The sequence below is a fragment of the Ulvibacter litoralis genome (genome assembly GCF_900102055.1).
Taxonomy (GTDB): Bacteria; Bacteroidota; Bacteroidia; order Flavobacteriales; family Flavobacteriaceae; genus Ulvibacter; species Ulvibacter litoralis.
The window spans coordinates 25689-48736 of record NZ_FNBA01000002.1 but is presented as its reverse complement, the minus strand read 5'-3'; the positions used below and the strand labels follow the sequence as shown (position 1 = coordinate 48736).

At 37.3% G+C, this 23048-nt stretch carries 25 protein-coding genes; 7 read left to right on the top strand and 18 right to left on the bottom strand.

The annotated features are described in order from the left end of the window. Positions 1 to 84: 84 nt before the first annotated feature. From BLQ00_RS06230 to BLQ00_RS06170, 13 genes are all read right to left on the bottom strand, one after another. Positions 85 to 897, bottom strand: a complete 813-nt coding sequence (locus BLQ00_RS06230) for an enoyl-ACP reductase FabI (RefSeq protein ID WP_093142036.1) — start codon at positions 895 to 897, stop codon at positions 85 to 87. Positions 898 to 1010: 113 nt separating this feature from the next. After that, complete coding sequence (gene recN, locus BLQ00_RS06225; RefSeq protein ID WP_093142033.1) at positions 1011 to 2663, bottom strand: DNA repair protein RecN; 1653 nt, start codon at positions 2661 to 2663, stop codon at positions 1011 to 1013. A gap of 70 nt (positions 2664 to 2733) precedes the next feature. Continuing rightward, positions 2734 to 3624: a type IX secretion system protein PorD gene (porD, locus tag BLQ00_RS06220; protein WP_093142031.1), complete on the bottom strand. Its 891-nt coding sequence runs from the start codon at positions 3622 to 3624 to the stop codon at positions 2734 to 2736. After that, the gene (gene coaBC / locus BLQ00_RS06215; protein ID WP_093142028.1) at positions 3617 to 4828 is read right to left on the bottom strand and encodes a bifunctional phosphopantothenoylcysteine decarboxylase/phosphopantothenate--cysteine ligase CoaBC; all 1212 of its coding nucleotides are present in this window, start codon (positions 4826 to 4828) and stop codon (positions 3617 to 3619) included. The genes porD and coaBC overlap by 8 nt, the downstream gene beginning before the upstream one ends. 2 nt (positions 4829 to 4830) lie before the next feature. Then, positions 4831 to 5166: a DNA-directed RNA polymerase subunit omega gene (locus BLQ00_RS06210; protein ID WP_093142025.1), complete on the bottom strand. Its 336-nt coding sequence runs from the start codon at positions 5164 to 5166 to the stop codon at positions 4831 to 4833. Between the two features lie 11 nt (positions 5167 to 5177). Continuing rightward, entirely contained in the window at positions 5178 to 5981 is an 804-nt protein-coding gene (locus BLQ00_RS06205) for an outer membrane protein assembly factor BamD (protein WP_093142023.1), read from the bottom strand. A gap of 136 nt (positions 5982 to 6117) precedes the next feature. Next, the gene (dapA, locus tag BLQ00_RS06200; protein ID WP_093142020.1) at positions 6118 to 6993 is read right to left on the bottom strand and encodes a 4-hydroxy-tetrahydrodipicolinate synthase; all 876 of its coding nucleotides are present in this window, start codon (positions 6991 to 6993) and stop codon (positions 6118 to 6120) included. Next, a complete protein-coding gene (locus tag BLQ00_RS06195) occupies positions 6993 to 7508 on the bottom strand; it encodes a DUF6913 domain-containing protein (RefSeq protein WP_093142017.1) in 516 nt (171 codons plus the stop codon). Before BLQ00_RS06195 ends, dapA begins: the two co-directional genes overlap by 1 nt. 58 nt (positions 7509 to 7566) lie before the next feature. Further along, a complete protein-coding gene (gene ligA, locus BLQ00_RS06190) occupies positions 7567 to 9561 on the bottom strand; it encodes an NAD-dependent DNA ligase LigA (RefSeq protein WP_093142015.1) in 1995 nt (664 codons plus the stop codon). 79 nt (positions 9562 to 9640) lie between these two features. Continuing rightward, positions 9641 to 10342, bottom strand: coding sequence for an aquaporin Z (aqpZ, locus tag BLQ00_RS06185; RefSeq protein WP_093142012.1), 702 nt, complete (start codon positions 10340 to 10342; stop codon positions 9641 to 9643). Between the two features lie 98 nt (positions 10343 to 10440). Continuing rightward, positions 10441 to 11031, bottom strand: coding sequence for an LOG family protein (locus BLQ00_RS06180; RefSeq protein ID WP_093142010.1), 591 nt, complete (start codon positions 11029 to 11031; stop codon positions 10441 to 10443). Continuing rightward, positions 11024 to 11881 carry a peptide chain release factor N(5)-glutamine methyltransferase gene (gene prmC / locus BLQ00_RS06175; RefSeq protein ID WP_093142007.1) on the bottom strand — a complete coding sequence of 286 codons (858 nt, stop codon included), beginning with the start codon at positions 11879 to 11881 and terminating at the stop codon, positions 11024 to 11026. The genes BLQ00_RS06180 and prmC overlap by 8 nt, the downstream gene beginning before the upstream one ends. 19 nt (positions 11882 to 11900) lie before the next feature. Then, the gene (locus BLQ00_RS06170) at positions 11901 to 12389 is read right to left on the bottom strand and encodes a GNAT family N-acetyltransferase (protein ID WP_093142005.1); all 489 of its coding nucleotides are present in this window, start codon (positions 12387 to 12389) and stop codon (positions 11901 to 11903) included. Positions 12390 to 12437: 48 nt separating this feature from the next. Between BLQ00_RS06170 and ribD the strand changes: the two genes are divergently transcribed. From ribD to BLQ00_RS06155, 3 genes are read left to right on the top strand one after another with little or no spacing between them, the layout of a single operon-like run. After that, positions 12438 to 13469, top strand: a complete 1032-nt coding sequence (ribD, locus tag BLQ00_RS06165) for a bifunctional diaminohydroxyphosphoribosylaminopyrimidine deaminase/5-amino-6-(5-phosphoribosylamino)uracil reductase RibD (protein ID WP_229792618.1) — start codon at positions 12438 to 12440, stop codon at positions 13467 to 13469. Continuing rightward, on the top strand, positions 13466 to 14338 hold the full coding sequence (locus BLQ00_RS06160) for a DMT family transporter (protein ID WP_093142001.1): 873 nt from the start codon (positions 13466 to 13468) through the stop codon (positions 14336 to 14338). The genes ribD and BLQ00_RS06160 overlap by 4 nt, the downstream gene beginning before the upstream one ends. Continuing rightward, positions 14338 to 14955 carry an IMPACT family protein gene (locus BLQ00_RS06155; RefSeq protein WP_093141999.1) on the top strand — a complete coding sequence of 206 codons (618 nt, stop codon included), beginning with the start codon at positions 14338 to 14340 and terminating at the stop codon, positions 14953 to 14955. Before BLQ00_RS06160 ends, BLQ00_RS06155 begins: the two co-directional genes overlap by 1 nt. 21 nt (positions 14956 to 14976) lie before the next feature. Here BLQ00_RS06155 and BLQ00_RS06150 read toward each other — a convergent pair whose 3' ends face one another. Then, positions 14977 to 15375 (bottom strand): acyl-CoA thioesterase, encoded by a 399-nt coding sequence (locus BLQ00_RS06150; protein ID WP_093141996.1) that lies wholly within the window; start codon positions 15373 to 15375, stop codon positions 14977 to 14979. A gap of 209 nt (positions 15376 to 15584) precedes the next feature. On the opposite strand from BLQ00_RS06150, the gene dnaA reads away from it, so the two are divergent. The 4 genes from dnaA to BLQ00_RS06130 are packed head-to-tail and all read left to right on the top strand — an operon-like array spanning position 15585 to position 19670. Beyond that, positions 15585 to 17015: a chromosomal replication initiator protein DnaA gene (gene dnaA, locus BLQ00_RS06145; protein ID WP_093141994.1), complete on the top strand. Its 1431-nt coding sequence runs from the start codon at positions 15585 to 15587 to the stop codon at positions 17013 to 17015. 43 nt (positions 17016 to 17058) lie between these two features. Continuing rightward, positions 17059 to 17517, top strand: a complete 459-nt coding sequence (locus BLQ00_RS06140) for a low molecular weight protein-tyrosine-phosphatase (RefSeq protein ID WP_093141991.1) — start codon at positions 17059 to 17061, stop codon at positions 17515 to 17517. Positions 17518 to 17560: 43 nt separating this feature from the next. After that, positions 17561 to 18946, top strand: a complete 1386-nt coding sequence (locus BLQ00_RS06135; RefSeq protein ID WP_093141989.1) for a PQQ-dependent sugar dehydrogenase — start codon at positions 17561 to 17563, stop codon at positions 18944 to 18946. Between the two features lie 10 nt (positions 18947 to 18956). Further along, on the top strand, positions 18957 to 19670 hold the full coding sequence (locus tag BLQ00_RS06130; protein ID WP_093141986.1) for an SAM-dependent methyltransferase: 714 nt from the start codon (positions 18957 to 18959) through the stop codon (positions 19668 to 19670). A gap of 9 nt (positions 19671 to 19679) precedes the next feature. On the opposite strand, the gene BLQ00_RS06125 is transcribed toward BLQ00_RS06130, so the two are convergent. The 4 genes from BLQ00_RS06125 to dapF form a co-directional block, all read right to left on the bottom strand. Continuing rightward, positions 19680 to 20321 carry a peptidoglycan-binding protein LysM gene (locus BLQ00_RS06125; RefSeq protein ID WP_093141984.1) on the bottom strand — a complete coding sequence of 214 codons (642 nt, stop codon included), beginning with the start codon at positions 20319 to 20321 and terminating at the stop codon, positions 19680 to 19682. A gap of 375 nt (positions 20322 to 20696) precedes the next feature. After that, positions 20697 to 21740 (bottom strand): endolytic transglycosylase MltG, encoded by a 1044-nt coding sequence (gene mltG / locus BLQ00_RS06120; RefSeq protein WP_093141981.1) that lies wholly within the window; start codon positions 21738 to 21740, stop codon positions 20697 to 20699. Then, complete coding sequence (locus tag BLQ00_RS06115; RefSeq protein WP_308425278.1) at positions 21730 to 22260, bottom strand: GNAT family N-acetyltransferase; 531 nt, start codon at positions 22258 to 22260, stop codon at positions 21730 to 21732. The genes mltG and BLQ00_RS06115 overlap by 11 nt, the downstream gene beginning before the upstream one ends. Further along, a complete protein-coding gene (dapF, locus tag BLQ00_RS06110; protein ID WP_093141979.1) occupies positions 22260 to 23033 on the bottom strand; it encodes a diaminopimelate epimerase in 774 nt (257 codons plus the stop codon). The genes BLQ00_RS06115 and dapF overlap by 1 nt, the downstream gene beginning before the upstream one ends. Positions 23034 to 23048: the final 15 nt, after the last annotated feature.

The following is a 23048-nucleotide window of genomic DNA, read 5'->3' as shown; positions in this document are numbered from 1 at the left end:
ACCTTTTAAGAATTGAATAAATACAAAAACTGCCTCCAAAAAATTGAAGACAGTTTGCTACAAGGTTTAAATTCAATTATTTACCTATTCTGAGAATTTTTCAATCAAAGCATCACTGACCCCCATATTCGAAAAACCGCCATCATTATATAAATTCTGTAATGTCACTCGTTTTGTTAAATCACTAAATAAACTAACTGTATAATTAGCACAATCTAACGCCGTTGCGTTTCCTAGAGGCGACATTTTATCAGCATAACTGATGAAATCATCAAATCCTTTCACTCCCTGACCTGCCGTGGTTGCTGTTGGCGACTGTGAAATAGTATTGACACGAACTTTTTTATCTCTTCCGAAGAAATAACCAAAACTTCGCGCAATCGACTCTAAATAGGCTTTATTATCGGCCATATCATTATAATTCGGAAATACCCGTTGAGAAGCCATATACGTTAACGCAACGATACTTCCCCATTCATTCATTGCATCTTGCTTGTATAATGTCTGCATCGTTTTATGAAATGAAACCGCCGACACATCCCAGCCCTTAGCTGTCCAATCGTAATTTTGATCTGTATAGTGCTTCCCTTTTCGCACATTTACCGACATTCCGATAGAATGCAGTACAAAGTCTAACTTACCTCCTAAAATTTCTGTTGCTTTCGCTACAAGGTTTTCCAAATCTTCAATATTGGTAGCATCTGCTGGAATGATTTCCGAATTGGTTTTTTTTGCCAACTCGTCAATTTGCCCCATCCGCATTGCAATAGGCGCATTGGTTAACACAAACGTTCCGCCTTCCTCAAAAACACGCTCGGCAGTTTTCCAGGCAATCGAATTTGCATCTAAAGCCCCAAATATAATTCCTCGTTTTCCTTTTAATAAATTGTATGACATCTTTAATATATTTTGCACTCGCTACAACCATAGCTAGCCGTTACGTTTATTTAATTCTGTAAACTATTCCGAAGTAATTTTAAAAAGTTACATCTAAGCAAACAAAGATACCGTTAATTCAGTAATTCTTTTGCATTGGCAATAGCAACTTCTGTTACCGTAGTTCCACCAATCATTTGGGCAATTTCTATCACTCGCTCTTCGGCCGTAAGGTTTTTTAAACGCGTTTGAGTTACGTTTTCTACATCTTCTTTGTACACCTTAATATGATGCTCCCCTTTTGCGGCAATTTGAGGTAAATGCGTGATGCTAATTAACTGCATCGATTTACTCATGCTGTCCATGATACGTCCCATTTTATTAGCAACTTCTCCAGAAACCCCTGTATCAATTTCATCAAAAATAATGGTTGGCAATTGTTTGTACTTTGCCAAAACTGCCTTTACCGACAGCATAATTCTACTCATTTCTCCCCCTGAAGCCACTTTTTTCAACGAACCTAAAGCAAGTCCTTTATTCGCTGTAAACAACAAGTCTAACACATCGGTTCCGTTCCCTCTAAAGCTCTTAGAAGTCTCCAACGTAAACTTGAACTGCGCATTTGGCAAACCTAATTCACTTAAATAAGCTTCTAATTGTTCTTTTAACTTCGGAAGGGCTTTTTGCCTATTTTCATGAAGCGTTTTTGCAGTTGCTAAGGCGTTATTTTTTAACACAGTCAATTCTTTTTCCAATACAAGAATATGTGCATCTAGGTTTTCTACCCCGTCAATTTTTGAAGCCAATTCTTCCTGAATATTTACCAACTCAGAAACCGTAGCCACCGAATGCTTTTGTTGTAACTTGTATAAAGTTTGAAGCTTTTCGTTTACTTCCACTAATTTGGATGGATCTGCCTCTACCGCATCTGCCTCATCCTCGATCCCTTCAAAAAGATCTTCAAATTCAATAATAACACTATTGATACGGTTCCATAATTCTTCGAAAGAGCTAGAGAAGGTTCTTATTTTCCCTAAAGCCAATCGAGCTTCCTTTGCAGATTCAATAGCTCCTATTTGCTCTTCTGAAAGCAATTGAAGTACTTTCGAAAGTGACTCTTGAATAAGTTCTGTATTGTTTAGCGCCTCGTAGGTTTCCTCTAATTCCTGCTGATTCATTTTCTGAAGACCAGCCTCGACCAATTCTTTATGTAAAAAGGTATTGTATTCAAGCTCTTTAGAAGCGTCTTCTTTATTACTTTTTAATTCTGAAATCTTTTCTGAAAGTGCTTTATACGCTTCAAACTGTCGTCCATACTCTTGTAATTTTGAAGCATTGTTTGCCAACGCATCTACAATCTCCATCTGAAAACTTTCCGAAGCTAAAGACAACGTCTCATTTTGACTATGTACATCTACCAAATGCACTCCCAGTGTTTGAAGCTGCGACAATGACACTGGACTATCGTTTACGAAAGCTCGCGATTTTCCACTTGGTAATATTTCACGTCGAATAATAGTATGGTCGTCGTAATCTAAATCATTCTCTTCAAAAATAGTGTGCAACTGATATTGCTTGACAGCAAATTCTCCTTCAATTACACATTTTTTAGCAGCATCTTTCACACTACTTACATCGGCTCTTTTTCCCAAAAGCAATGCCAAAGCTCCTAAAATGATAGATTTTCCAGCGCCTGTTTCTCCCGTAATAGTAGTTAATCCCTTGTGTAAATCCACACGGATATCTTCTATAAGCGCATAATTTTTAATAGCAAGAATAGTAATCACGAAAAGTGTCTTAAATTTCTTTTAAATGTATGGGAGTTTTACAAGACTAGCAAGCAAAAGAACAAGTTGATTACAACTTAATCTCGTTCCAATTACTTCGCTTAGTAGGTGCCATTCTGGTAAGATTTTCAACCAATTCGGCGATATCAACTCTTGGTCCGCCGCTAAAAATCGCTTGAATTTCTTCACTTTTAGCATCAAAGAAGGTTCTTAAAAGATACGAATTTGGTCGTCGATCGTTAATTCCTTTTAAAGTTTTAATCGCACCAATAATTGCAACCTTCGCTTCTTTTGGTTTGCTTTCCATAACGTCCAACCCTACCCTATGATAATCGTACATAGCCGTATGGAATTCTTTGTACACGTTTGAAAGGATTGCATTGTTATATTGGTAACGGGATTGTGTCCCGTCTGTTGGTTTCCATCCAGAATAATTGCTAGAGGCTGCCGTACCTACAATTTGTTTAGCTATTGCAAAATAAGCATCACCTCCATTTAACTCAAAAGAATCGGCGTCTAATCCGATAATCGTATATACGTGATATGCAATCACAGAAACCAAGTTAGAATCAAATGTGTTGATATTGAACGTAAGCGGTTCAAACTCTTTATACATAAATGAAACTTGTCTGTCGTTATAGTTATAAATTGGGCTGTCGTATGTTGAATTAAAGACAGGACGTGTGGCTCCTACTTGTAACGAAGCTGTAAAGTTTGTTCCGTCATATTCAGATACAATTAGCGTAAAACTACAATCAATACGCTCTTGATTTTTGTATTCTTTATTAGTCCAACTCCTATTGTTTATAAACTCGGTTAGTTGTTGCTCTAGCGTTTTAAATATTTGTTGATTTGACTGTCCTGTTTGTTCGGCATCGATAATCACAGTAGAATTAAGCTCTTGTGCTTGTACCGTGAAAATTCCAACTATAAATGCTATAAAAAGTATACTACTACGCATGGAGTTTATTTATAATGTGTGTAAAAATATCGTTTGCTACTTCTGCTTTGGTTTTAACAGGAAAAGGAACCACTTTATTGTCTTTCGAAATCAAGGTTACTTTATTAGTGTCTGTTTTAAAACCTGCTCCTTTATCTTTAAGCGAATTTAATACAATTAAATCTAAATTCTTTTTTTTGAGTTTTGTTTTTGCGTGTTCCAACTCGTTTTCGGTCTCTAGTGCAAAGCCCACTAAGAATTGTTTTCCCTTAATTTCACCTAATGAAGCCAAAATATCTTTCGTTTTCTCTAAGGTGAGTGTTAAGGTAGTGTCTTTCTTTTTTATCTTTTCTGAAGCGATATCTTTAGGACGATAATCTGCAACAGCTGCACTTAAAATCGCGATATCTACACCTTCAAATGAAGCATGAACAGCATCGTACATTTGCTGTGCTGAAGTTACCGAAACCACTTTAATCTGTGGATGATCTAACTTTAAACTTACCGGACCCGAAACCAAAACAACCTCAGCCCCTAATCGAGCTGCTGTTTCAGCGATTGCAAAACCCATTTTCCCACTAGAATGATTTCCTATAAATCGCACAGGATCTATAGCTTCATAGGTAGGTCCCGCAGTAATTAAAACCTTTTTACCGCGCAACGGAAGTGTTTTCGCTATATCCGCTTCTAAAAAAGCGACAATTGCTTCAGGCTCAGCCATACGACCTTGTCCTACTAGGCCACTCGCTAGTTCGCCATGTCCCGCTGGAATTTGTAGGTTTCCGAAGGAATTCAATTTCTCGAAAGTCGCTACCGTACTCGGATGCTTGTACATATCCAAGTCCATTGCCGGCGCATAATAAACAGGACATTTAGCCGATAGATAAACCGCTAACAAAAGGTTGTCACAAACGCCATTAGACATTTTAGAGAGTGTATTAGCCGTTGCCGGAGCTATTACAAACAAATCAGCCCAAAGGGCTAACTCTACGTGGTTATTCCATTGGGCATTTTCATCATCTTCCTGGTAAAAGGAAGAAAAAACTTCATTCTTTGAAAGAGTTGAAAGCGTTAAAGGAGTTACAAAATCTTTTGCTGAAGGTGTCATTACAACCTTCACATTTGCACCACTTTTTACTAACAACCGAACCAAAAATGCTGATTTATAAGCGGCAATACCGGCAGTAACACCGAGCAGTATATTTTTTCCGCTTAGTACAGACATTCTTATTTTTCTAAAGCTTCGTCTTGTGTATTACGGTAGTAGATTTTGTTTTCAATCCACTCTTGCACTGCAAGTGAATGCGGCTTAGGTAATTTTTCGTAAAACTTAGAAACTTCAATTTGTTCTTTGTTTTCAAAAATTTCTTCTAAACTGTCATTGTAAGTTGCAAATTCGTCTAGTTTCTCAAGCAATTCTTTCTTGATATCGCCATTGATTTGATTGGCTCTTTTTGAAATAATAGAAATAGCCTCATAAATATTATTAGTTGGCGCATCTATAATGTTTTTATCAATCGTAGTTGTATTGATAGGTGCTTCAGAATTTTTGATATCTGTCATAATCTCTATTGTTAACTTGTAGGTTCTTCTGTATTAAGACGCTTGTTAATGTCCTCCAAAATGGCATCCGCATCTTCAATTAAATCACTGTCTTTATAATATTTTGCAAAGTTAGCATAATATCCTTTAGCAATAATAAGTCGTTCATTTACTAATCTTGGAATACTGCGTATTGCTAATTGATATCCTGCATCAAAACGACCAAAAAAAGCATCTTTTCTATATTGAGATCCTGGATGATCTGAAATAAAATTATCAAACGCTTCAATCGCTGGCTTGTATTCTGATATTTTTAAATATTGCTTTGCAACTTCAATATCCTTTTTTTCTAACTTTCCACGCAACTCAGCAACTAAATCGTTTGCTTCTTGTCGGTATTGAGTATTAGGATACTTATTAATATAGTTTTGCAATTTCTCGATTGCAGTATATGTATCTTTTTGATCTAAACTATAACGAGGAGATAACTCGTAGTAGCTTTTTGCCGATCTGTACGCTGCTATTTCAACACTATCACTTTTTGGATAAGATGTTTCGAAACGTTCAAATTGATATCCTGCTAAATAATGATCCCCTAAGTTATAAAATGTATTTGAATACATAAACATTAACTTCTCTGCTTGTGGTTTTCCGCGATACACAGGAACAACTTGCTCCATTAATTTGAGCGCTTTCTTATACTTCCCCATTTGATATAATGAGTCGGCAAGGTTGTATTTGGCTGTCATTGAATCACCTCGATAGACCTTCTGATAAGGGCTACATGAAGTAAAAGCTATTGTAATGCAAAAAAAAAGTAATATTGGTATTCTCATAGTGTTAAAAAAACATCGTGCAAAAGTAGTGAATTCTACCTGATTAGAAAAACTTATTAGGGCACTAAATTATTGTATTAAACCATAGAAATAAGGCTAATTTTGAAAAGTTTAACGATACCCTATCAATCCTTTTTTATAATTCTGAAATAAAAGCATCTATTTTCGATTGCAAATCTGCACTAATCCCAACCAATGGAAGTCGAACAGTAGCTCCACAAACTCCTAATTTACTGAATACAGCCTTAATTCCTGCCGGATTACCTTCTGCAAAAATATAATCAATCGCCGGAAGTATTTTATATTGAATTTGATAGGCTTCGTCTACTTTCCTATCCAATCCTAAACGAATCAATTTTGAGAATTCTTTCGGAAAACCTTGCGCTATCACAGAAATCACACCAGCACCGCCACCTAAAATCATCGGTAACGCGATAGCATCATCGCCCGAAATCACTAAAAAGTCGTTTGGACAACCTGAAATTAAACGCATTGCTTGCACTATATCACCCGCAGCTTCTTTTATTCCTATGATATTTTCAAAATCATTCGCCAGACGGATCACAGTTTCAGGAAGCATATTAGACGCCGTTCTGCCAGGAACATTGTATAAAATAATTGGTTTAGGCGCTACTTTCGCTAAGGCAGCAAAATGTTGGTAAATACCTTCCTGTGTAGGCTTGTTATAAAATGGAGATACTGATAAAATTGCAGCAAAAGCAGCTAAATCTCTTGTTTGCATTTCTTCAATTAATGCAGCTGTATTATTGCCTCCAATTCCTAAAACTAAAGGCAGCCTGCTATTATTAGCTTCCACAATTGTAGATATCACCAACTGTTTTTCTTCTAATGAAAGTGTTGCATTTTCCGCAGTAGTTCCTAGAACCACTAAATAGTCAATTCCGTTGTCGATATTAAAATCAACAACTCTTTTCAATCCTGCAACATCTACCGAAAAATCATCATTAAAAGGAGTAACTAGCGCTACACCTGTTCCCATTAATTCTTTCATTACAATTTATTTAAAACAGTTAAGTATTTTTTTAATTCCGTTTTAAAAGATTCTGTTTTAGACAACTCTACAGCTATCAGCAAATCAAAAAGACGTTCATCTGCACCAACCACGCCCACTTTAAATCTCGCCTTGCTTTCAGAAACTAATAAATCTAAAAATTCGTGTGTTCCGTTATAATATCCAACTAAAACATCAAAAGGGGTTTTTAAAAACTCCTGAGCACTTGTATTTTTAACAACGCCACCCCAAGAAAAATCTTTGTTACTTATTTGGTCTTGACGCAAAGACGGTGCTTTTTTTTGATACGGAACAAACGAGAACACTTTTACATCTTTTCGCTGTATTCCTAATGTTTTTGAGAATTCATATAGCTTTTCAAAATCATTAAACGACACTTCATCTATTAAAAACCCGATGGTTTTAACAGGTGCATTTACATATGACAAATCCCTTTTTAAAATATTTTTTTGGGTTTGCTTTTGTAATGATTTTCGTTTTAATTTTTCAAACATCTACAGGGAACTATTCGTTGACAAAAGTACAGTATTACGCAATAATTTTACACGCCAATTAAGAAATTAGTTGTAAAAAATCATCTTCAGTTATAATCGGAATACCCAACCCCTCTGCCTTTGTTCTTTTACTTGGTCCCATTTTATCTCCTGCAACTACAAATCCCGTTTTTGCCGAAATAGAACTCGACACTTTTCCGCCGTTATCTTCAATCAATTTTTTAAGCTCTTCTCGGGATACTTTTTCAAAGACTCCAGAAACTACAAAGGTCTTCCCTTGTAGCATATCTGTTTGACTCGCTAATTTTTCCGCAGAAACAGCCAATTGAACCCCCGCTTCTTTCAACCTATTAATTGTAATTCTATTTTCTTCGGAAGCAAAAAAAGCAACTACACTTTGTGCAATGCGTTCTCCAATTTCATCCACCGTTATTAATTGTTCTTCGGAAGCTTCTGCAATAGCATCAATGCTTTTATAATGCTTCGCTAGTTTCTTCGCTACCGTTTCACCCACATATCGAATTCCCAACGCAAACAACACCCGTTCAAAAGGAATCTCCTTTGAAGCTGCAACTCCTGCTACTAAATTTTCAGCACTTTTTGAAGCCATACGTTCTAACGGAAGCAATTGCGAGACCGTCACATCGTACAAGTCGGCGTAATTACGAATCAACCCATTGGTTACCATCAAAGCAACTGTCTCACCTCCCAATCCTTCAATGTCCATTGCTTTTCGAGAGATAAAATGCTGAATCCGACCAATAATTTGCGGAGGACACCCATCTGCATTCGGACAATAATGCTGTGCTTCTCCTTCTTTTCGTTCTAGCGGTGTATCACATTCCGGACAAGTAGTTCTGTATACCGTTGGAACCGAATTCAAAGGTCTTTTCGTAACATTAACACCAACAATTTTCGGAATAATCTCCCCTCCTTTTTCTACATACACCGTATCCCCTTCTCGAATGTCCAACTTTGCGATTTGATCTGCATTGTGCAACGAAGCTCTTTTCACGGTAGTTCCCGCCAAAGAAACAGGCGCTAGGTTTGCCACAGGTGTAATTGCTCCCGTACGCCCTACTTGATAGGTTATTTCGTTTAAAACGGTAGCGGCTTGCTCTGCTTTAAACTTATAAGCCATTGCCCAACGCGGTGCTTTGGCTGTATTACCTAGTTCTTCTTGTTGCTGTAAACTATTCACTTTAATTACAACACCATCGGTTTCGTACGGTAACTCGTGTCGGTGCACATCCCAATAATTCACATAATCAAGCACCTCATCAATGCTTCTCGCGACTTTTGCCGCTTCTGGCACTTTAAAACCCCATTCTCGGGCTTTATCTAAGTTTTCAATCTGTGTAGCTATAGGCAATCGATCTCCTTTAATACTATACAACAAACACTCTAACGGACGCTTGGCAACCTCACTACTATCTTGAAGCTTTAAACTTCCTGAAGCAGTGTTTCTAGGATTTCGATACGGTTCTTCTCCAGCTTCAATTCGCTCTTCGTTCATTTTATGAAACCCCTCAAAAGGCAACACAATTTCTCCTCTAATTTCGAATAATGGCGGATAATCACCCTTCAGCTTTAAAGGCACCGATTTTATCGTTTTTACATTCGTCGTAACATCGTCTCCTTGAAATCCATCCCCACGAGTAACGGCGCGAACCAAACTTCCGTTTTCATACGTAAGACTAATTGACGCACCATCATATTTTAACTCGCACGTAAACTCTACAACTCCATCAATTTGCTTTTCGATGCGCTTTTCCCAATCTTCTAAATCTTCTTTTGAATACGAATTTTCTAGCGAATACATTCGATAGCGATGTGCTACCGTTTCAAAGTTTTTAGTCACTTGCCCTCCAACCCGTAAGGTAGGAGAATCGGCATCATAAAACTCCGGATGCGCCGCCTCTAAAGCCTGAAGCTCTTTCAGTTTGATATCAAAATCGTAATCAGATATGGTGGCAGAATCGAGCACATAATAGTTGTAATTATGCTCTCTAAGTTCGTTTCGAAGTTGGTTTATTTGCGCTTCTATAGTCATAGCACAAATATAATAAATGAAACCTCACAAGTTTTATGAACTCGTGAGGTTTCAGAAAAAATATACAATCAATTAAAAATTAGTCTTCTAAAAATACATTTCGAACCAATGCAGCACATAAACCTCCTGCTACAGGCGCCACAACAAACAACCAAAGCTGCTCCAACGCCATTCCTCCTGCGAAAAGTGCAGGACCTAAACTACGCGCTGGATTCACGGAGGTTCCTGTAATTGGGATTACAACCATATGAATTAACGCCAATGAAATACCGATAGCCAAACCAGCCATCATAGGAGATGCATTTTTAGCTGTAGTTCCAAAAATCACTAATAAGAACAAAAAAGTAAATACAAATTCGGCAATGAAAGCAGATTTCATATCATATTCTCCCAAATAACCATCGCCCCATCCATTACTTCCTAGCCCCCATTCGGGCATTGAAAAACCAGCACTTCCTGTAGCTATTACATAGAGCAAGCCAGCGGCTGCAATCGCACCAATACATTGCGCTACAATATACCCAACAGTGTCTTTTCCAGATAATTTCCCTGCTGCCAACATTGCAATAGAAATAGCGGGATTGATATGACATCCAGAAATGGGACCAATGGTATAAGCCATTACGACTACCGACAAACCAAAAGCGAGAGAAATACCTAAGAGCCCGATCCCTTCAGGACCTGATTGAGAAACGCTAGCAATTGTTGCTGCCCCACAACCAAATAAAACTAAAGCAAAAGTGCCTAATCCCTCTGCGAAATACTTTTTTGATGATTTCATATGTTTACATTTAATGTTAGTCCTTTAAATGTACGTAAATATGTTTCTGAAAAGTTATTTTGTTAAAAAAACGAGGCTAAACGTTAATAAATATAAAATTACGCTCGACTATCATTCAACCACTTAGGAAGCTGAGGCGCTTTAAAACTGTTCATTTTTCCAACTAGATTCTCCACTGTATTATCTACCAATAGCAGTTCGTAATTTTCCAAAGAAAGAAATCCTTTTCGAACCATTGTCTCTAGAAGTTTGAGCAAATCGTTGTAAAAACCGTTCACATTTAGCAATCCAATCGGTTTTTGATGCAAGCCTAATTGCAACCACGTAATAATCTCAAACAACTCTTCTAGCGTTCCAAAACCTCCTGGAAGCACAATGAAACCGTCGCTAATCTCTTGCATTTTCAGTTTTCGATCGTGCATGTTTTCGGTGGTAATCAATTCTGTAAGCCCTAAATGAACTACCTCTTTCTTCTTCAGAAAAGAAGGAATAATACCTATAACATTACCTTTATGATCTAAGGTCGCTTTTGCCAACGTCCCCATGACTCCAATTTTTGCGGCTCCATAGACCAACGTAATATCATTCTTAGCAAAATAAGTTCCTAATCGCTCGGCAGCATCTGTTATTGCTAAATCGTTTCCGTCGCTGCTTCCGCAGAAAACACATATTTTAGAAATTTCACTCATTTGTTTTACATTTTATCATTCGATCACGCCCGAAGATGTCTTTTTTAAGGGTTACATTTTTATAATCCATCTCAGTCAGCATTGTAACCAACTCATTACCAAGATACTCATTAATTTCGAAGTAAAGTAATCCATCCTTATATAAATGCTGCTTTGCCAGTGTTGCAATACGTCTATAAAACACCAACGGATCTGCATCACTTACAAATAATGCCGAATCAGGTTCGTGCCGCAAAACGTTTTGTTGCATTTCCTTTTTCTCAAGTTCTCGCACATAAGGCGGATTGGAAACTATGACGCTGTATTGCTTCGGAAGGGTTGCTACAGTGAGAATGTTTTGCGTACTAAAATCTACGGAGACTCCATTTAATTCGGCGTTCTGTTTGGCGATTTTTAATGCTTCTTCGGAAAAATCCAAAGCGGAAACACTGCTCTTCGGAAGGTTTTTTGCCAACGAAATGGCGATGCATCCCGATCCTGTTCCAATGTCTAACACAGAACCCTCCCAATTTTCTTTCTTCGGAATATCATTCAAAATCCAATCGACCAACTCTTCGGTTTCGGGTCTCGGAATTAACGTGGCTTTGGTCACATTAAAAGGCAAACTGTAAAATTCTGTTGTACCTATTATATATTGTATTGGCTCAAAAGCCTTCAGTCGGACTACTGCATTTCTAAATTTTTCTGAAACAGCTTCAGAAACAACAACTTCTGTATTCAAAGCTAGCTCTAAGCGTGACATGTTTAAATACGCTTCAGAAAGGAGTACAAAAAAAGAAGCTACTTCTTCTGAAGGATACACCTCTAAAAGCGCTTGACTGACTTCCAATTTTAATTCTCTTAGCTTCATTCAGAAATAAATAAACAGATTATTTTAAATCTTTTAACATATGTACGGGACATGAATAATGCCCTGTATCGCCCATTGGTCCGTCGATATGTCGGAATCCGGAGCGCTCATATAGTTTCTGAGCCGCCTTCATATACGGCATCGTTTCTAGGTAACATTGGTCAAAGTTATGGGTTGCCGCAAACTCCAAACAACGGTTTATCATCGCCGTTCCAATTCCTTTTCCTCTCGCTTCAGGTAAAAAATACATTTTCTGAAGCTCACACACATTCCCATCATAATTATCCAACTGCGCAATTCCGGAACCGCCTATAATCCTATCATTTTCAAGCACTACGAAATACATAGCGCGTTCTTTTTGATAGGTTTCAAACATACAATCTAAAGCTGCATCGGCATAGGCTGTTCCAACTTTCGGAACACCTAAATCGATTAAAACAGCGCGAATAACACTTGCAATGTGCGGATTATCTTTTTTTTCTAAAGGTCTAATGATAGGTGTGTTCATCTAAGCAAATCATTGTATTTTTACGCGGTGAAGATACTCGAAAAATATATGTCTCGCTGCGTTCAACTCGCTAAAAATGGACTGGGAACCACGTATCCCAACCCGTTAGTAGGAAGCGTTATTGTTTACAATAATAAAGTTATAGGCGAAGGCTGGCATTACCAAGCTGGAATGCCTCATGCGGAAGTAAACGCCATTTCGAGTGCAAAAGACAAGGAACAATTACAAAAAGCAACCATCTATGTGAGCTTAGAACCTTGCAGCCATTTTGGAAAAACACCACCCTGTGCCGATTTAATCATCGCCTCAGGTATTAAGAAAGTCGTAATTGGCAGTACCGACCCGAATCCGAAAGTAGCGGGACGTGGTATTCAGAAGTTACTACAAGCGGGATGTGATGTAGTCGTTGGCGTTTTGGAAACGGAATGTGACGAATTAAACAAACGATTTTTTACGTTTCACAAAAAAAAACGTCCTTATATATTATTAAAATGGGCCGAAACAGCCGATGGCTTCATAGCGCCAGAGAGTTCAGAAAGAAACAATAAAATAGAACCTGTTTGGATTACGAACACCTACTCTAGACAAATTGCACATAAACTCCGCGCCGAAGAACAAGGAATAGTAGTCGGCACGCAGACCGTTTTAGATGATAATCCGAGCCTAACTACGCGCGACTGGTACGGAAGCAATCCTGTTCGAGTTGTTTTAGACCGAAACTTAAAGATTTCAAAAGAAGCTTCCGTTTTAAACGATGCTTCCAAAACCATTATCGTTACAGAAAAAGAAGCCACAAACACAGCAACTCATTTTTATGAACGTTGTGATTTTTCAGAAAACCTAACGCAACAAATTTGCAACATAGCCCACAAACATGAATTGCAATCTATCATTATAGAAGGCGGTGCAAAAACCCTTCAGACATTTATAGATGCCAATCTTTGGGACGAAGCCTTTGTTTTTAAAGGAAAAGCTATCTTTGGCAAAGGCGTCAAAGCTCCGGTACTTTCCGCAGTAATTCATTCCGAAGAAAACATAAGAGAAGACGTATTACAGTACTTTAAAAACAACCCACTTTGACATACTTACTTCTTAGCATACTAGCGTCGGTTTTAATTTTTGTTGTATTCAAACTCTTTGCGAAATATAATGTAAACACTTCACAGGCGATTATAGCGAATTACTTTATTGCCTGTATTTGCGGTATTATCGCTTACGACCATCCTATTGTTGTTTCAGAAATACCCAATTACGACTGGTTTTATTACAGCTTAGGACTTGGAGTCTTATTCATCGTTGTATTCAACTTAATGGCGGTAACGACGCAGCGAAGTGGCTTATCGGTGGTTTCTGTCGCAACGAAGATGAGCGTTGTAATTCCGATCCTTTTCGGACTCCTATATTATAAGGAACACTTTGGCACTTTAAAAATAGTTGGGATTTTATTTGCGCTAGTCGCAGTGTATCTAACTTCAGTAAAGACTAAAGACGGGCTCACCATAGAACGAAAGAACCTACTCTACCCTTTATTTGTATTCTTAGGAAGCGGAATTATTGACACTAGTATTAAATTTTTAGAGAATTCGTATGTTTCAGAAAATGACATCCCTGTATTTTCAGCAACCATATTTGCCTTCGCAGCAATTATTGGAAGCCTTACCTTAGTCTATAAAAGCTTTGTTGGAAAACTGCAGTTATCATTTAAAAATATTCTTGCGGGGATTTTCTTAGGAATCCCAAATTATTTTTCCATCTTTTTTCTTGTAAAAGCCCTTCGAAGTGATTTATTTGATAGCTCTGGAATATTCACTGTGAACAACGTTGCAATCGTAATGGTATCGACATTAATAGGAATAACCTTCTTTAAAGAAAAACTCACTCTTAAAAACTGGATCGGAATTGTTTTGGCTATCTTAAGCATTCTTTTAATCACACTTTCTAATAGCTAATGGAAAAAGACACCTACAAAACCATTGTAAAACCCTCTACGGAAACCCTTTTTAAAGACAGAGGCAGCAAGTTTTATGGATATGCTTTTCCCGTCACTAATGAAGACCAAATAAAAGAACACATAGAGCAACTGAAGAAAACGCATCACAATGCACGTCACTGGTGTTACGCTTGGCAGCTCGGTAAAAGTTATGAAAATTACCGTGCCAATGACGATGGAGAGCCCTCGAACAGTGCAGGAATGCCTATTTATGGACAATTACAATCCTTTGACGTTACCAATGTACTTGTTGTAGTTGTTCGTTATTTTGGCGGCACCAAATTAGGGGTTGGCGGTTTAATCCAAGCCTATAAAACCGGTGCACAGATGGCTTTAGAAGCTTCAAAGATTGTAGAGCGAACTATTGACGAAGAATTTAAACTCACGTTTGAATATCCAGAAATGAACACCGTGATGCGAATTATAAAAGACGAGTCCCTTTCCATAGAAAATCAGAAAATGGAGCTTTCGTGCGAGTTTGAAATTTCGGTTCGAAAAAAAGACGCAGAACGTATTTTTGAACTTTTCAACAACACGTATAAAGTTTCGATCAAAAAGCTAAACACTCCTGAATAAAAAAAAGCTAAAATTGTTTAACTATTCAGTCAATTTTTCCAACAAATAACTTGGTGCTTTCATCAACTTTTTTGTAGTACTATTCACAAAAACCAAAGTCGTATTTGCGGTTATCAAAAGCTTGTCATTTTGGTTATATATTTCGTAGTAAAATTCAATTCGCACTGTAGGAATTTTCACCAAGGTAGTAACTACGGTGAGTAGGTCATCATAATGTGCTGGGGACTTGTAATCTATGTTTAAATTAATAACAGGTAGTTGAACGTTGTTTTCTTCCATCCATCGATAGGAAAAGCCCAATTCTCGTAGCCATTCGGTTCTCCCCTGTTCTAAATATTGCGCATAATTTCCGTAATAAACGATGCCCATTTGATCGGTTTCGCCGTAACGAACGCGAAATTTTGTAAGAGTTTTTTTCACAAGATGATAGGTATAAAAAGGAACTTTTTTCGTAGCTTTAGCATAAATTAAGTATGAGAAAAAAAAACCGAAAATTCAATACCCCCAACGTTTTTTTTTTCATTTTTTTGTTCACATATTTGCACCGTTAAGAAAATGTCAAAAAGACACTCTTTTTCATTTATTAGCCACCCTAATTTAACAAACTAAAAACTTCAACAAAATTAACTATGAGCAAAACTGCGGAATCGGTTTGGAACAACTGTTTGTCCTTTATTGAAGATAATATTGCATCTCAGGCATACAAGACTTGGTTCGAACCAATTAAGGCTGTAAAGCTTACAGACAATGCTCTTAGTATTCAAGTGCCAAGTAAGTTTTTTTACGAATGGCTTGAGGAGCACTACGTGAAGTTGTTAAAAGTAGCTCTTAACAAAGAGTTAGGTGCGACTGCAAAATTGGTGTACATTATTAAAATGGAAAACACCTACGGTAACAAACAACCATTTACCGAAAAAATTCCAAGTTCAAATAGAAGCAACGCTCAACAATCGCAAGAAGTTGATGTGCCACTTAAAAATAAAAGTCCGGAGCTTAAAAATCCGTTTATCATTCCTGGGATTCGAAATGTAAAAATCGAATCACAATTAAATCCAAATTACAACTTTGAGAGTTTCTTAGAAGGAGAATCGAACCGTTTGGCGCGCTCGGCTGGTTTAGCTGTTGCCAACAAACCTGGAGGAACTTCTTTTAACCCACTGCTTATATTTGGAGGTGTTGGTTTAGGAAAAACGCATTTAGGACACGCTATCGGAGTTGAAATAAAAGACAAATATCCTGAGAAAACAGTTCTTTATATTTCTGCTGAAAAATTCACACAACAGTACATTGAGTCGGTAAAGAAAAATAACAGAAATGACTTTATTCATTTTTACCAAATTATAGATGTGCTTATTGTAGACGACATTCAATTATTGTCTGGTAAAGCAGGAACACAAGACGTTTTCTTCCATATTTTCAATCACTTACATCAAAACGGAAAGCAAGTTATTTTAACAAGTGACAAGGCTCCTGTCGATATGATTGATATAGAACAACGCTTATTATCACGTTTCAAATGGGGACTTTCAGCAGAATTGAACCATCCAGATTACGATACACGTGTTGCCATTATTAAAAACAAATTGTATCGCGATGGTGTGGAAATGCCAGATGATATTGTTGAGTTTCTAGCCAACAACATCAAAACAAACATTCGCGAACTGGAAGGCGCTATTATTTCTTTAATTGCTCATTCATCATTCAACAAACGCGAAATCACTATTGAATTAGCGAAGAAAATTGTTGATAACTACGTGAAGCACATTAAACGTGAAGTATCTATCGACTACATCCAAAAAGTAGTGAGCGATTATTTCCAAATGGATGTTGACACCTTACAATCTAAAACCCGTAAGCGTCACATTGTACAAGCGAGACAATTAGCAATGTTCTTTGCAAAGAAACTAACCAAAGCTTCATTAGCATCTATTGGTTCTCAAATTGGACAGCGCGATCATGCAACCGTACTTCACGCTTGTAAAACTGTAGACAATCTTTCTACTACCGACAAACAATTCAGAAAATACGTAGAAGATCTTAATAAGAAACTAACGTTATAACTTTTTCTTCGGAATCTTTTCCGAAAACGACACACATCTAGCGATGCAAACAAAAGTACTCATGGTATGTCTTGGCAATATTTGCCGATCTCCTCTAGCTGAAGGTATATTGAAGTCGAAAGTTGACACTTCAAAAGTAACTGTAGATTCGGCGGGAACAGGTCATTGGCACGTTGGAAATTCGCCAGACCCGAGAAGTATTGCTGTTGCAAAACAAAATGGAATAGACATTTCTCAGCAACGAGGCAGACAGTTTAGCACTCAAGATTTTGACACTTTTGATTACATTTTTGTAATGGACAATTCTAACAAAGCAAACGTCCTACAACTCGCTAGAAATGAAGGTGACACTAAAAAAGTACAATTACTCCTAGATTTTATCTTTCCAAACGAAAATGTAGATGTTCCAGACCCCTATTACGGAGGGACAACAGGCTTTGACAATGTGTACAAAATGATTGATGAAGCTTGCGAAATTCTAGTAAGTAAACTATCGCTTTAATTATTGCTTGGTTTTCACTACATTAGTGTACCAATAAAAAGTTATGAAAACCTTCCTTCTCTCCTCGCTATTTTGTTTATTATCCTGTACCCTATTGGCTCAAGATATCACCCTTGAACTTATTAAAGACGGTTTTATCAGTCCTATTGATCTACAAAATGTTGGCGATGAACGTCTTTTTGTAGCTGAAAAAGGAGGACGCATTAAAATACTTAATCCTGACGGAAGTGTAAACCCTATTCTATTCTTAGATATTACAAGTTTAGTTTCTACAGGTGGTGAACAAGGTTTGCTCGGTTTGGCATTTCATCCAGACTACGCAAATAATGGACACTATTTTGTTAACTACACCAAAACAAACGGAAACACACGTGTTGCTAGGTTTACTACAGACCCTAACGACCCAAACACTACATTGCCCAACTCTGAACTCAAGATTATCGAATACGACCAACCTTATTCGAACCACAACGGAGGCGGAATCGCATTTGGTCCAGACGGTTATCTTTATATCGCAGCCGGCGATGGTGGCTCTAGTGGAGATCCCGAAAATAGAGCTCAAAACACCAGTGTTTTATTAGGGAAGTTACTCCGACTAGATATTGATACACCAGCTCCTCCTAATAACTATAGCATCCCTTCAGATAATCCATTTGCTGGCAGTACTACCCATGCACAAGAAATTTGGGCCTACGGATTACGAAACCCTTGGCGCTTCTCTTTTGATAGTATCACTGGAGACATCTGGATTGGCGATGTGGGACAAGGAGATGTAGAAGAAATTGACAGAGCTCAAAGCTCAGAAGGAGGTTTAAATTACGGATGGCGCTGTTACGAAGGCTCTCAGACCTATAACACGAGCGGTTGTCCTTCAGCAAGTGAGCTTACGTTCCCTTTTGCTGAATATTCGTCCAGCTCAAGTACTAGTAACTGTTCTATTACGGGCGGTATTGTTTACAGAGGCGGAACCTTTGCAGATCTATATGGCTTGTACTTTTATGCCGATGTGTGCAGTGGTCTTATAGGTTCTGTAAATAATGATGGGGACATAATTGAATACGGAACCTTTAACAATTCGTGGGTTTCATTTGGAGTAGACAACTACGAAGAGCTTTATATCGTTGCTCTTGGAGGAAGTATTTACAAAATTATAGGAGAGCATATTGTAAATGTTTCAGAATTTGACAGCACGAATAATATCATGATGACGCCCAACCCTGCTTCGGAAAGCGTTCACTTTATAACAGAATCGGGAACGTTCTCCTCTATTGAAATAGTAGATAGTAAAGGAAGCGTAGTACTTTCCGAAGAAAACATCAACGCTTCAGAAAAAAACATTTCACTTACTAGTCTTTCTGAAGGTATTTATCTCGCAAAAATCACCGCTGAAAACGGCAATTTCAGTATAAAAAAATTAATCATTCAGTAACCCCAAATTAATGGAACCCCAAAAAGGAAATTTATATTTAATTCCGTGCACACTCGGAGACACGCCTCCCTTAGAAGTATTACCGCTACTCGTTAAAAAGGCCGTAGAACATATTAATCACTACGTTGTAGAGCACGAAAAAAATGCCCGTCGGTTTATCAAAAGTATTGATTCAAAAAAAATACAAGGCGATCTTATCTTTCAAGAGATTAACAAATTCACCAATCCAGAAGAAATTCCGCAGATGCTCAATCCTTGCTTTCAAGGTTTTGATGTAGGTGTTCTATCCGATGCTGGATGTCCTGGAATTGCAGATCCGGGCGCCTCAGTTGTACAAGAAGCACACAAAAGAGGAATTCGTGTCGTACCTTTGGTAGGACCTTCTTCAATTTTAATGGCAATGATGGCCAGCGGATTTAACGGTCAGAACTTTGCCTTTAATGGTTATTTACCCATTGACAAAGGAGAGCGAAAAACTACAATTAAACGCCTAGAAAAACTCTCGATTGAATACGATCAATCACAATCATTCATCGAAACACCGTATCGCAACAATCAATTATTAGAAAGTTTGTGCAGTACGTTACATCCACAAACCATGATTTGCGTGGCTTGTGACATTACGTTACCTTCAGAATATATTAAAACAGCTTCGGCGGGAGATTGGAAAAAAATAAAGGTAGACCTTCATAAAAGACCTACCTTATTCATTATTCAAAAATAATTTTCTTTTTTACAATGCTTTTGCTTTTCGATCTGGACGAATTAACGAGGTGTCATATCCAGAAAATTTCTTTAGATAATATCTAATGGAAACGCCATTGGCATCCTCAAAATCTTCTACCCCATAGCTACGCAAGAATTTTTTCACATTTCCAGCGCCAGCAAGATGTGCCGCTGCAAGAATTCCAGACTCAGTAACTTTCACCCCATTGATGAATCTACCTTTAAAACGTTTGATGTCTCTTCGTAAAATCCATTTATTTCTAGAAGTATAGGCTTTAAAAGCCTTTTCTTGTAATTCTGGGTCTTCCATAAAGGTATCGGCATTATACACGCCAATCATTCGTAAGGTTTCTTTCCCAAATTGATATTTTCCCATATATCCGTACGGATTTACAGAAGAATAATCGCCTCGAGACTCTTTAAAACCAACTGCCTCTTTAAACCCTACATACGTTTTTCCTAAAAACAAACTGTATTGTGGTGCTGTTACAATTGGCAAAAGCTCATCATCGTGGTTAGGCACAAAGTAATTAAACTTCATCCCTGTTGTTTTGTACACAGACAAATCTACCTTTCTAAAAGAAAAACTTGATGCTACTAATACAGTAACAATAAGTACTAATGTAACTTGTAATATGTTTTTTTTCATTTCTTAAAAACTTTCGTGAGAAAATTCACACTTATTTTTTCAGCGTGCAAATATACAACATTTTTCATAAAACTGATTTACAGAGCGTTAATTAATGTTAAAAATAAAACCGGGGGTTTATCCGTTACATTTTCCTACAAAAATACAATGCAAAGATAAGTTTCGAAAAGACTGGTTATGAGAAGATTAACGCTAATTTAACAACAGAGTTATTAACAAATTACCAATACTCAAGTTGTTGACAATCAATAGTTTAATTTTGATAAAACTAGATTCTGTATCGCACTATTAAAAATAAAATGGTTTTCACACCCCCCAAAGCTATCATTTTCTCTTTATTCTGAAAAAATGGAAGCCTATTTACTTGACATCTGACTACCTATTTACACCATTCGCATTTACCCAACGCACATATTCTTGTTTATTACGATTGTGTTGCGCTAACGTTTTTGCAAACTTGTGGTATCCAAAATTGGTTACATCAGCTACAAAAAAGATGTAATCGTGTTTTTCATAATTTAGCACACCATCTATAGAAGAGATATCTGGCATTGCAATAGGTCCAGGAGGAACACCTGTATATTTATACGTATTATAAGGAGAATCTAATTCTAAGTCTTTATACAGAACACGTTTGATAACTTGGTCAAAATCATTTTCGTAAAACTTTTTAGCGAAGATAACCGTAGGATCTGCCTGTAATAGCATTCCTTTTTTAAGTCGATTGACATAAACGCCTGCTACACGTGCACGTTCATCTGTTTTAGCTGTTTCTTTTTGTACAATTGCTGCTAACGATATTACTTGCTCACGAGAAAGCCCTAAGTCTTTGGCCTTCTTTGTTCGCGATTCGTTCCAAAAGGTGTTGTATTCTTTCAGCATTCTACTTCGGAAAGATTCCGGAGTCGTATTCCAATACAACTCATATGTATTTGGAATGTATACCGACAAAGCTGTTTCTGTTGTTAATCCAGCTTCTTTCAGAAATGAAGGGTCTCGCATCGCAGTTAGTAATGAAATACTATCGGGTTCAATCTGATTGGAAAGATGTCCTGCTAAATTTTCTAATCGCTCTTGATTATTAAATTTCACATAAATAGGAATGTTTTTACTGCGAATCGTATTGATAATATCGTTGTTGTTCATTCCCTTTTTAATAATATAGTGCCCAGGCTTTACATTTGCCGGATATCCTTTTCTGTTGGCTACAGCTTCAAATGAAACAGTATTGTCTAACAAAGGACGCATCTCTTCCATGACATCGCTAAATCGAGCTCCGGTTGGAATATACACATGCGCTTCATCATTATTAAACGCTGTATTCGGAATAAAAACGCTGCTATACACATAATAAGCAAAACCAGCCATTACAAGCAATCCAATAAGGGCTATGGCCCACAAAATCTTTTTAAAGTACATCTGTTAGTCGTTGGTATAAGTGTTCGTTTTTATAAGTTCCTTCTGAAAAAATCCAATCTTTTTTAACACCTGCTTTTTCAAAACCTGCTTTCTGAAACAGATCGATACTCGGCTGGTTGTCTTCCGTAATATTTGCATATACTTGATGCACCTTCAGATGTGTAAAAGCGTATTTACAAATCATTTCGATGGTTTGATAGGCATATCCTTTCCCTCTATCACTTTCAGCAAAAATAACAATCCCCACACCTACTCGATGATGGCTTGGTTCAAAATCAAACAAATCGATAAAACCTATCGGGCGTGTTTCCGAAGCAAGACAAATTACCAATCGCAATTGTTTTACTTCAAAAATATCGCGATGTGCATTTTCTAAGTATTGTTTCAGAATAAATCTTGAATACGGTGCATTGGTATTGCTAATTTCCCAAACAGACTCGTCATTCTCTAATTGGTATAGAAAATCTAAATCTGAAGGCTCTAGAGCGCGAAGCTCAATATCTTTTCCTTTTAATGTCATTATTCCCAACTACCCTTAAAGACAAATGTGGCAGGTCCTTCCAAATATACATTTTTATATACACCTTCTTCTTTTGTAAAGCGAACGGTTAAGATTCCGCCAAGGGTTTTTAACATTACTTTATTTGCAGCTACAACTCCCGTTTCATGCAAAGCGATTGCCACAGCTGTCACTCCCGTACCGCACGATAATGTTTCATCTTCAACACCACGCTCATACGTTCGTACAAAAAAAGTGTCTTTATCAATCCCCTCTACAAAATTTATGTTTGAACCTTCTTTTCCGTAGGTAGTATAACGCAATATTTCGCCTTTATCTTTAACATCAAACTCCAAAAGATTATCTACAAGCTCAACGTGATGAGGCGAGCCTGTATTTAAAAAGGTATGATTTTCTGAAACCTCAACATTTGCAACATCATTCATCTTCAACGATACAATTGCATCATTAATAGAAGCTTCATGCATTCCATCTATAGCTTCAAAAACAGCTTTCGTAGTTACAATTCCTAATTGCTTTGCAAATTGGACAATGCATCTTCCGCCATTACCACACATTGTACTGATATTTCCATCAGAATTGTAATACACCATTTTAAAGTCGGCAGTCGGATGATTTTCTAATAAAATAAGTCCGTCGGCCCCCACACCAAAACGTCTATCACAGATTTGAGCGACCAATTCGGTATTAGTTGTATCGAATGTATTCTGACGATTATCAATCATCACAAAATCATTTCCAGTACCTTGATATTTATAAAACGGAATTTTCATAGTCGCAAAGGTATA

Bases quoted from the DNA above. Each gene is read 5' to 3' on its own strand.
- BLQ00_RS06230 (WP_093142036.1), bottom strand. From the start codon at position 897: ATGTCATACAATTTATTAAAAGGAAAACGAGGAATTATATTTGGGGCT.
- porD (WP_093142031.1), bottom strand. From the start codon at position 3,624: ATGCGTAGTAGTATACTTTTTATAGCATTTATAGTTGGAATTTTCACG.
- coaBC (WP_093142028.1), bottom strand. From the start codon at position 4,828: ATGTCTGTACTAAGCGGAAAAAATATACTGCTCGGTGTTACTGCCGGT.
- BLQ00_RS06210 (WP_093142025.1), bottom strand. From the start codon at position 5,166: ATGACAGATATCAAAAATTCTGAAGCACCTATCAATACAACTACGATT.
- BLQ00_RS06205 (WP_093142023.1), bottom strand. From the start codon at position 5,981: ATGAGAATACCAATATTACTTTTTTTTTGCATTACAATAGCTTTTACT.
- dapA (WP_093142020.1), bottom strand. From the start codon at position 6,993: ATGAAAGAATTAATGGGAACAGGTGTAGCGCTAGTTACTCCTTTTAAT.
- BLQ00_RS06195 (WP_093142017.1), bottom strand. From the start codon at position 7,508: ATGTTTGAAAAATTAAAACGAAAATCATTACAAAAGCAAACCCAAAAA.
- ligA (WP_093142015.1), bottom strand. From the start codon at position 9,561: ATGACTATAGAAGCGCAAATAAACCAACTTCGAAACGAACTTAGAGAG.
- aqpZ (WP_093142012.1), bottom strand. From the start codon at position 10,342: ATGAAATCATCAAAAAAGTATTTCGCAGAGGGATTAGGCACTTTTGCT.
- BLQ00_RS06180 (WP_093142010.1), bottom strand. From the start codon at position 11,031: ATGAGTGAAATTTCTAAAATATGTGTTTTCTGCGGAAGCAGCGACGGA.
- prmC (WP_093142007.1), bottom strand. From the start codon at position 11,881: ATGAAGCTAAGAGAATTAAAATTGGAAGTCAGTCAAGCGCTTTTAGAG.
- BLQ00_RS06170 (WP_093142005.1), bottom strand. From the start codon at position 12,389: ATGAACACACCTATCATTAGACCTTTAGAAAAAAAAGATAATCCGCAC.
- ribD (WP_229792618.1), top strand. From the start codon at position 12,438: ATGTCTCGCTGCGTTCAACTCGCTAAAAATGGACTGGGAACCACGTAT.
- BLQ00_RS06155 (WP_093141999.1), top strand. From the start codon at position 14,338: ATGGAAAAAGACACCTACAAAACCATTGTAAAACCCTCTACGGAAACC.
- dnaA (WP_093141994.1), top strand. From the start codon at position 15,585: ATGAGCAAAACTGCGGAATCGGTTTGGAACAACTGTTTGTCCTTTATT.
- BLQ00_RS06140 (WP_093141991.1), top strand. From the start codon at position 17,059: ATGCAAACAAAAGTACTCATGGTATGTCTTGGCAATATTTGCCGATCT.
- BLQ00_RS06135 (WP_093141989.1), top strand. From the start codon at position 17,561: ATGAAAACCTTCCTTCTCTCCTCGCTATTTTGTTTATTATCCTGTACC.
- BLQ00_RS06130 (WP_093141986.1), top strand. From the start codon at position 18,957: ATGGAACCCCAAAAAGGAAATTTATATTTAATTCCGTGCACACTCGGA.
- BLQ00_RS06125 (WP_093141984.1), bottom strand. From the start codon at position 20,321: ATGAAAAAAAACATATTACAAGTTACATTAGTACTTATTGTTACTGTA.
- mltG (WP_093141981.1), bottom strand. From the start codon at position 21,740: ATGTACTTTAAAAAGATTTTGTGGGCCATAGCCCTTATTGGATTGCTT.
- BLQ00_RS06115 (WP_308425278.1), bottom strand. From the start codon at position 22,260: ATGACATTAAAAGGAAAAGATATTGAGCTTCGCGCTCTAGAGCCTTCA.
- dapF (WP_093141979.1), bottom strand. From the start codon at position 23,033: ATGAAAATTCCGTTTTATAAATATCAAGGTACTGGAAATGATTTTGTG.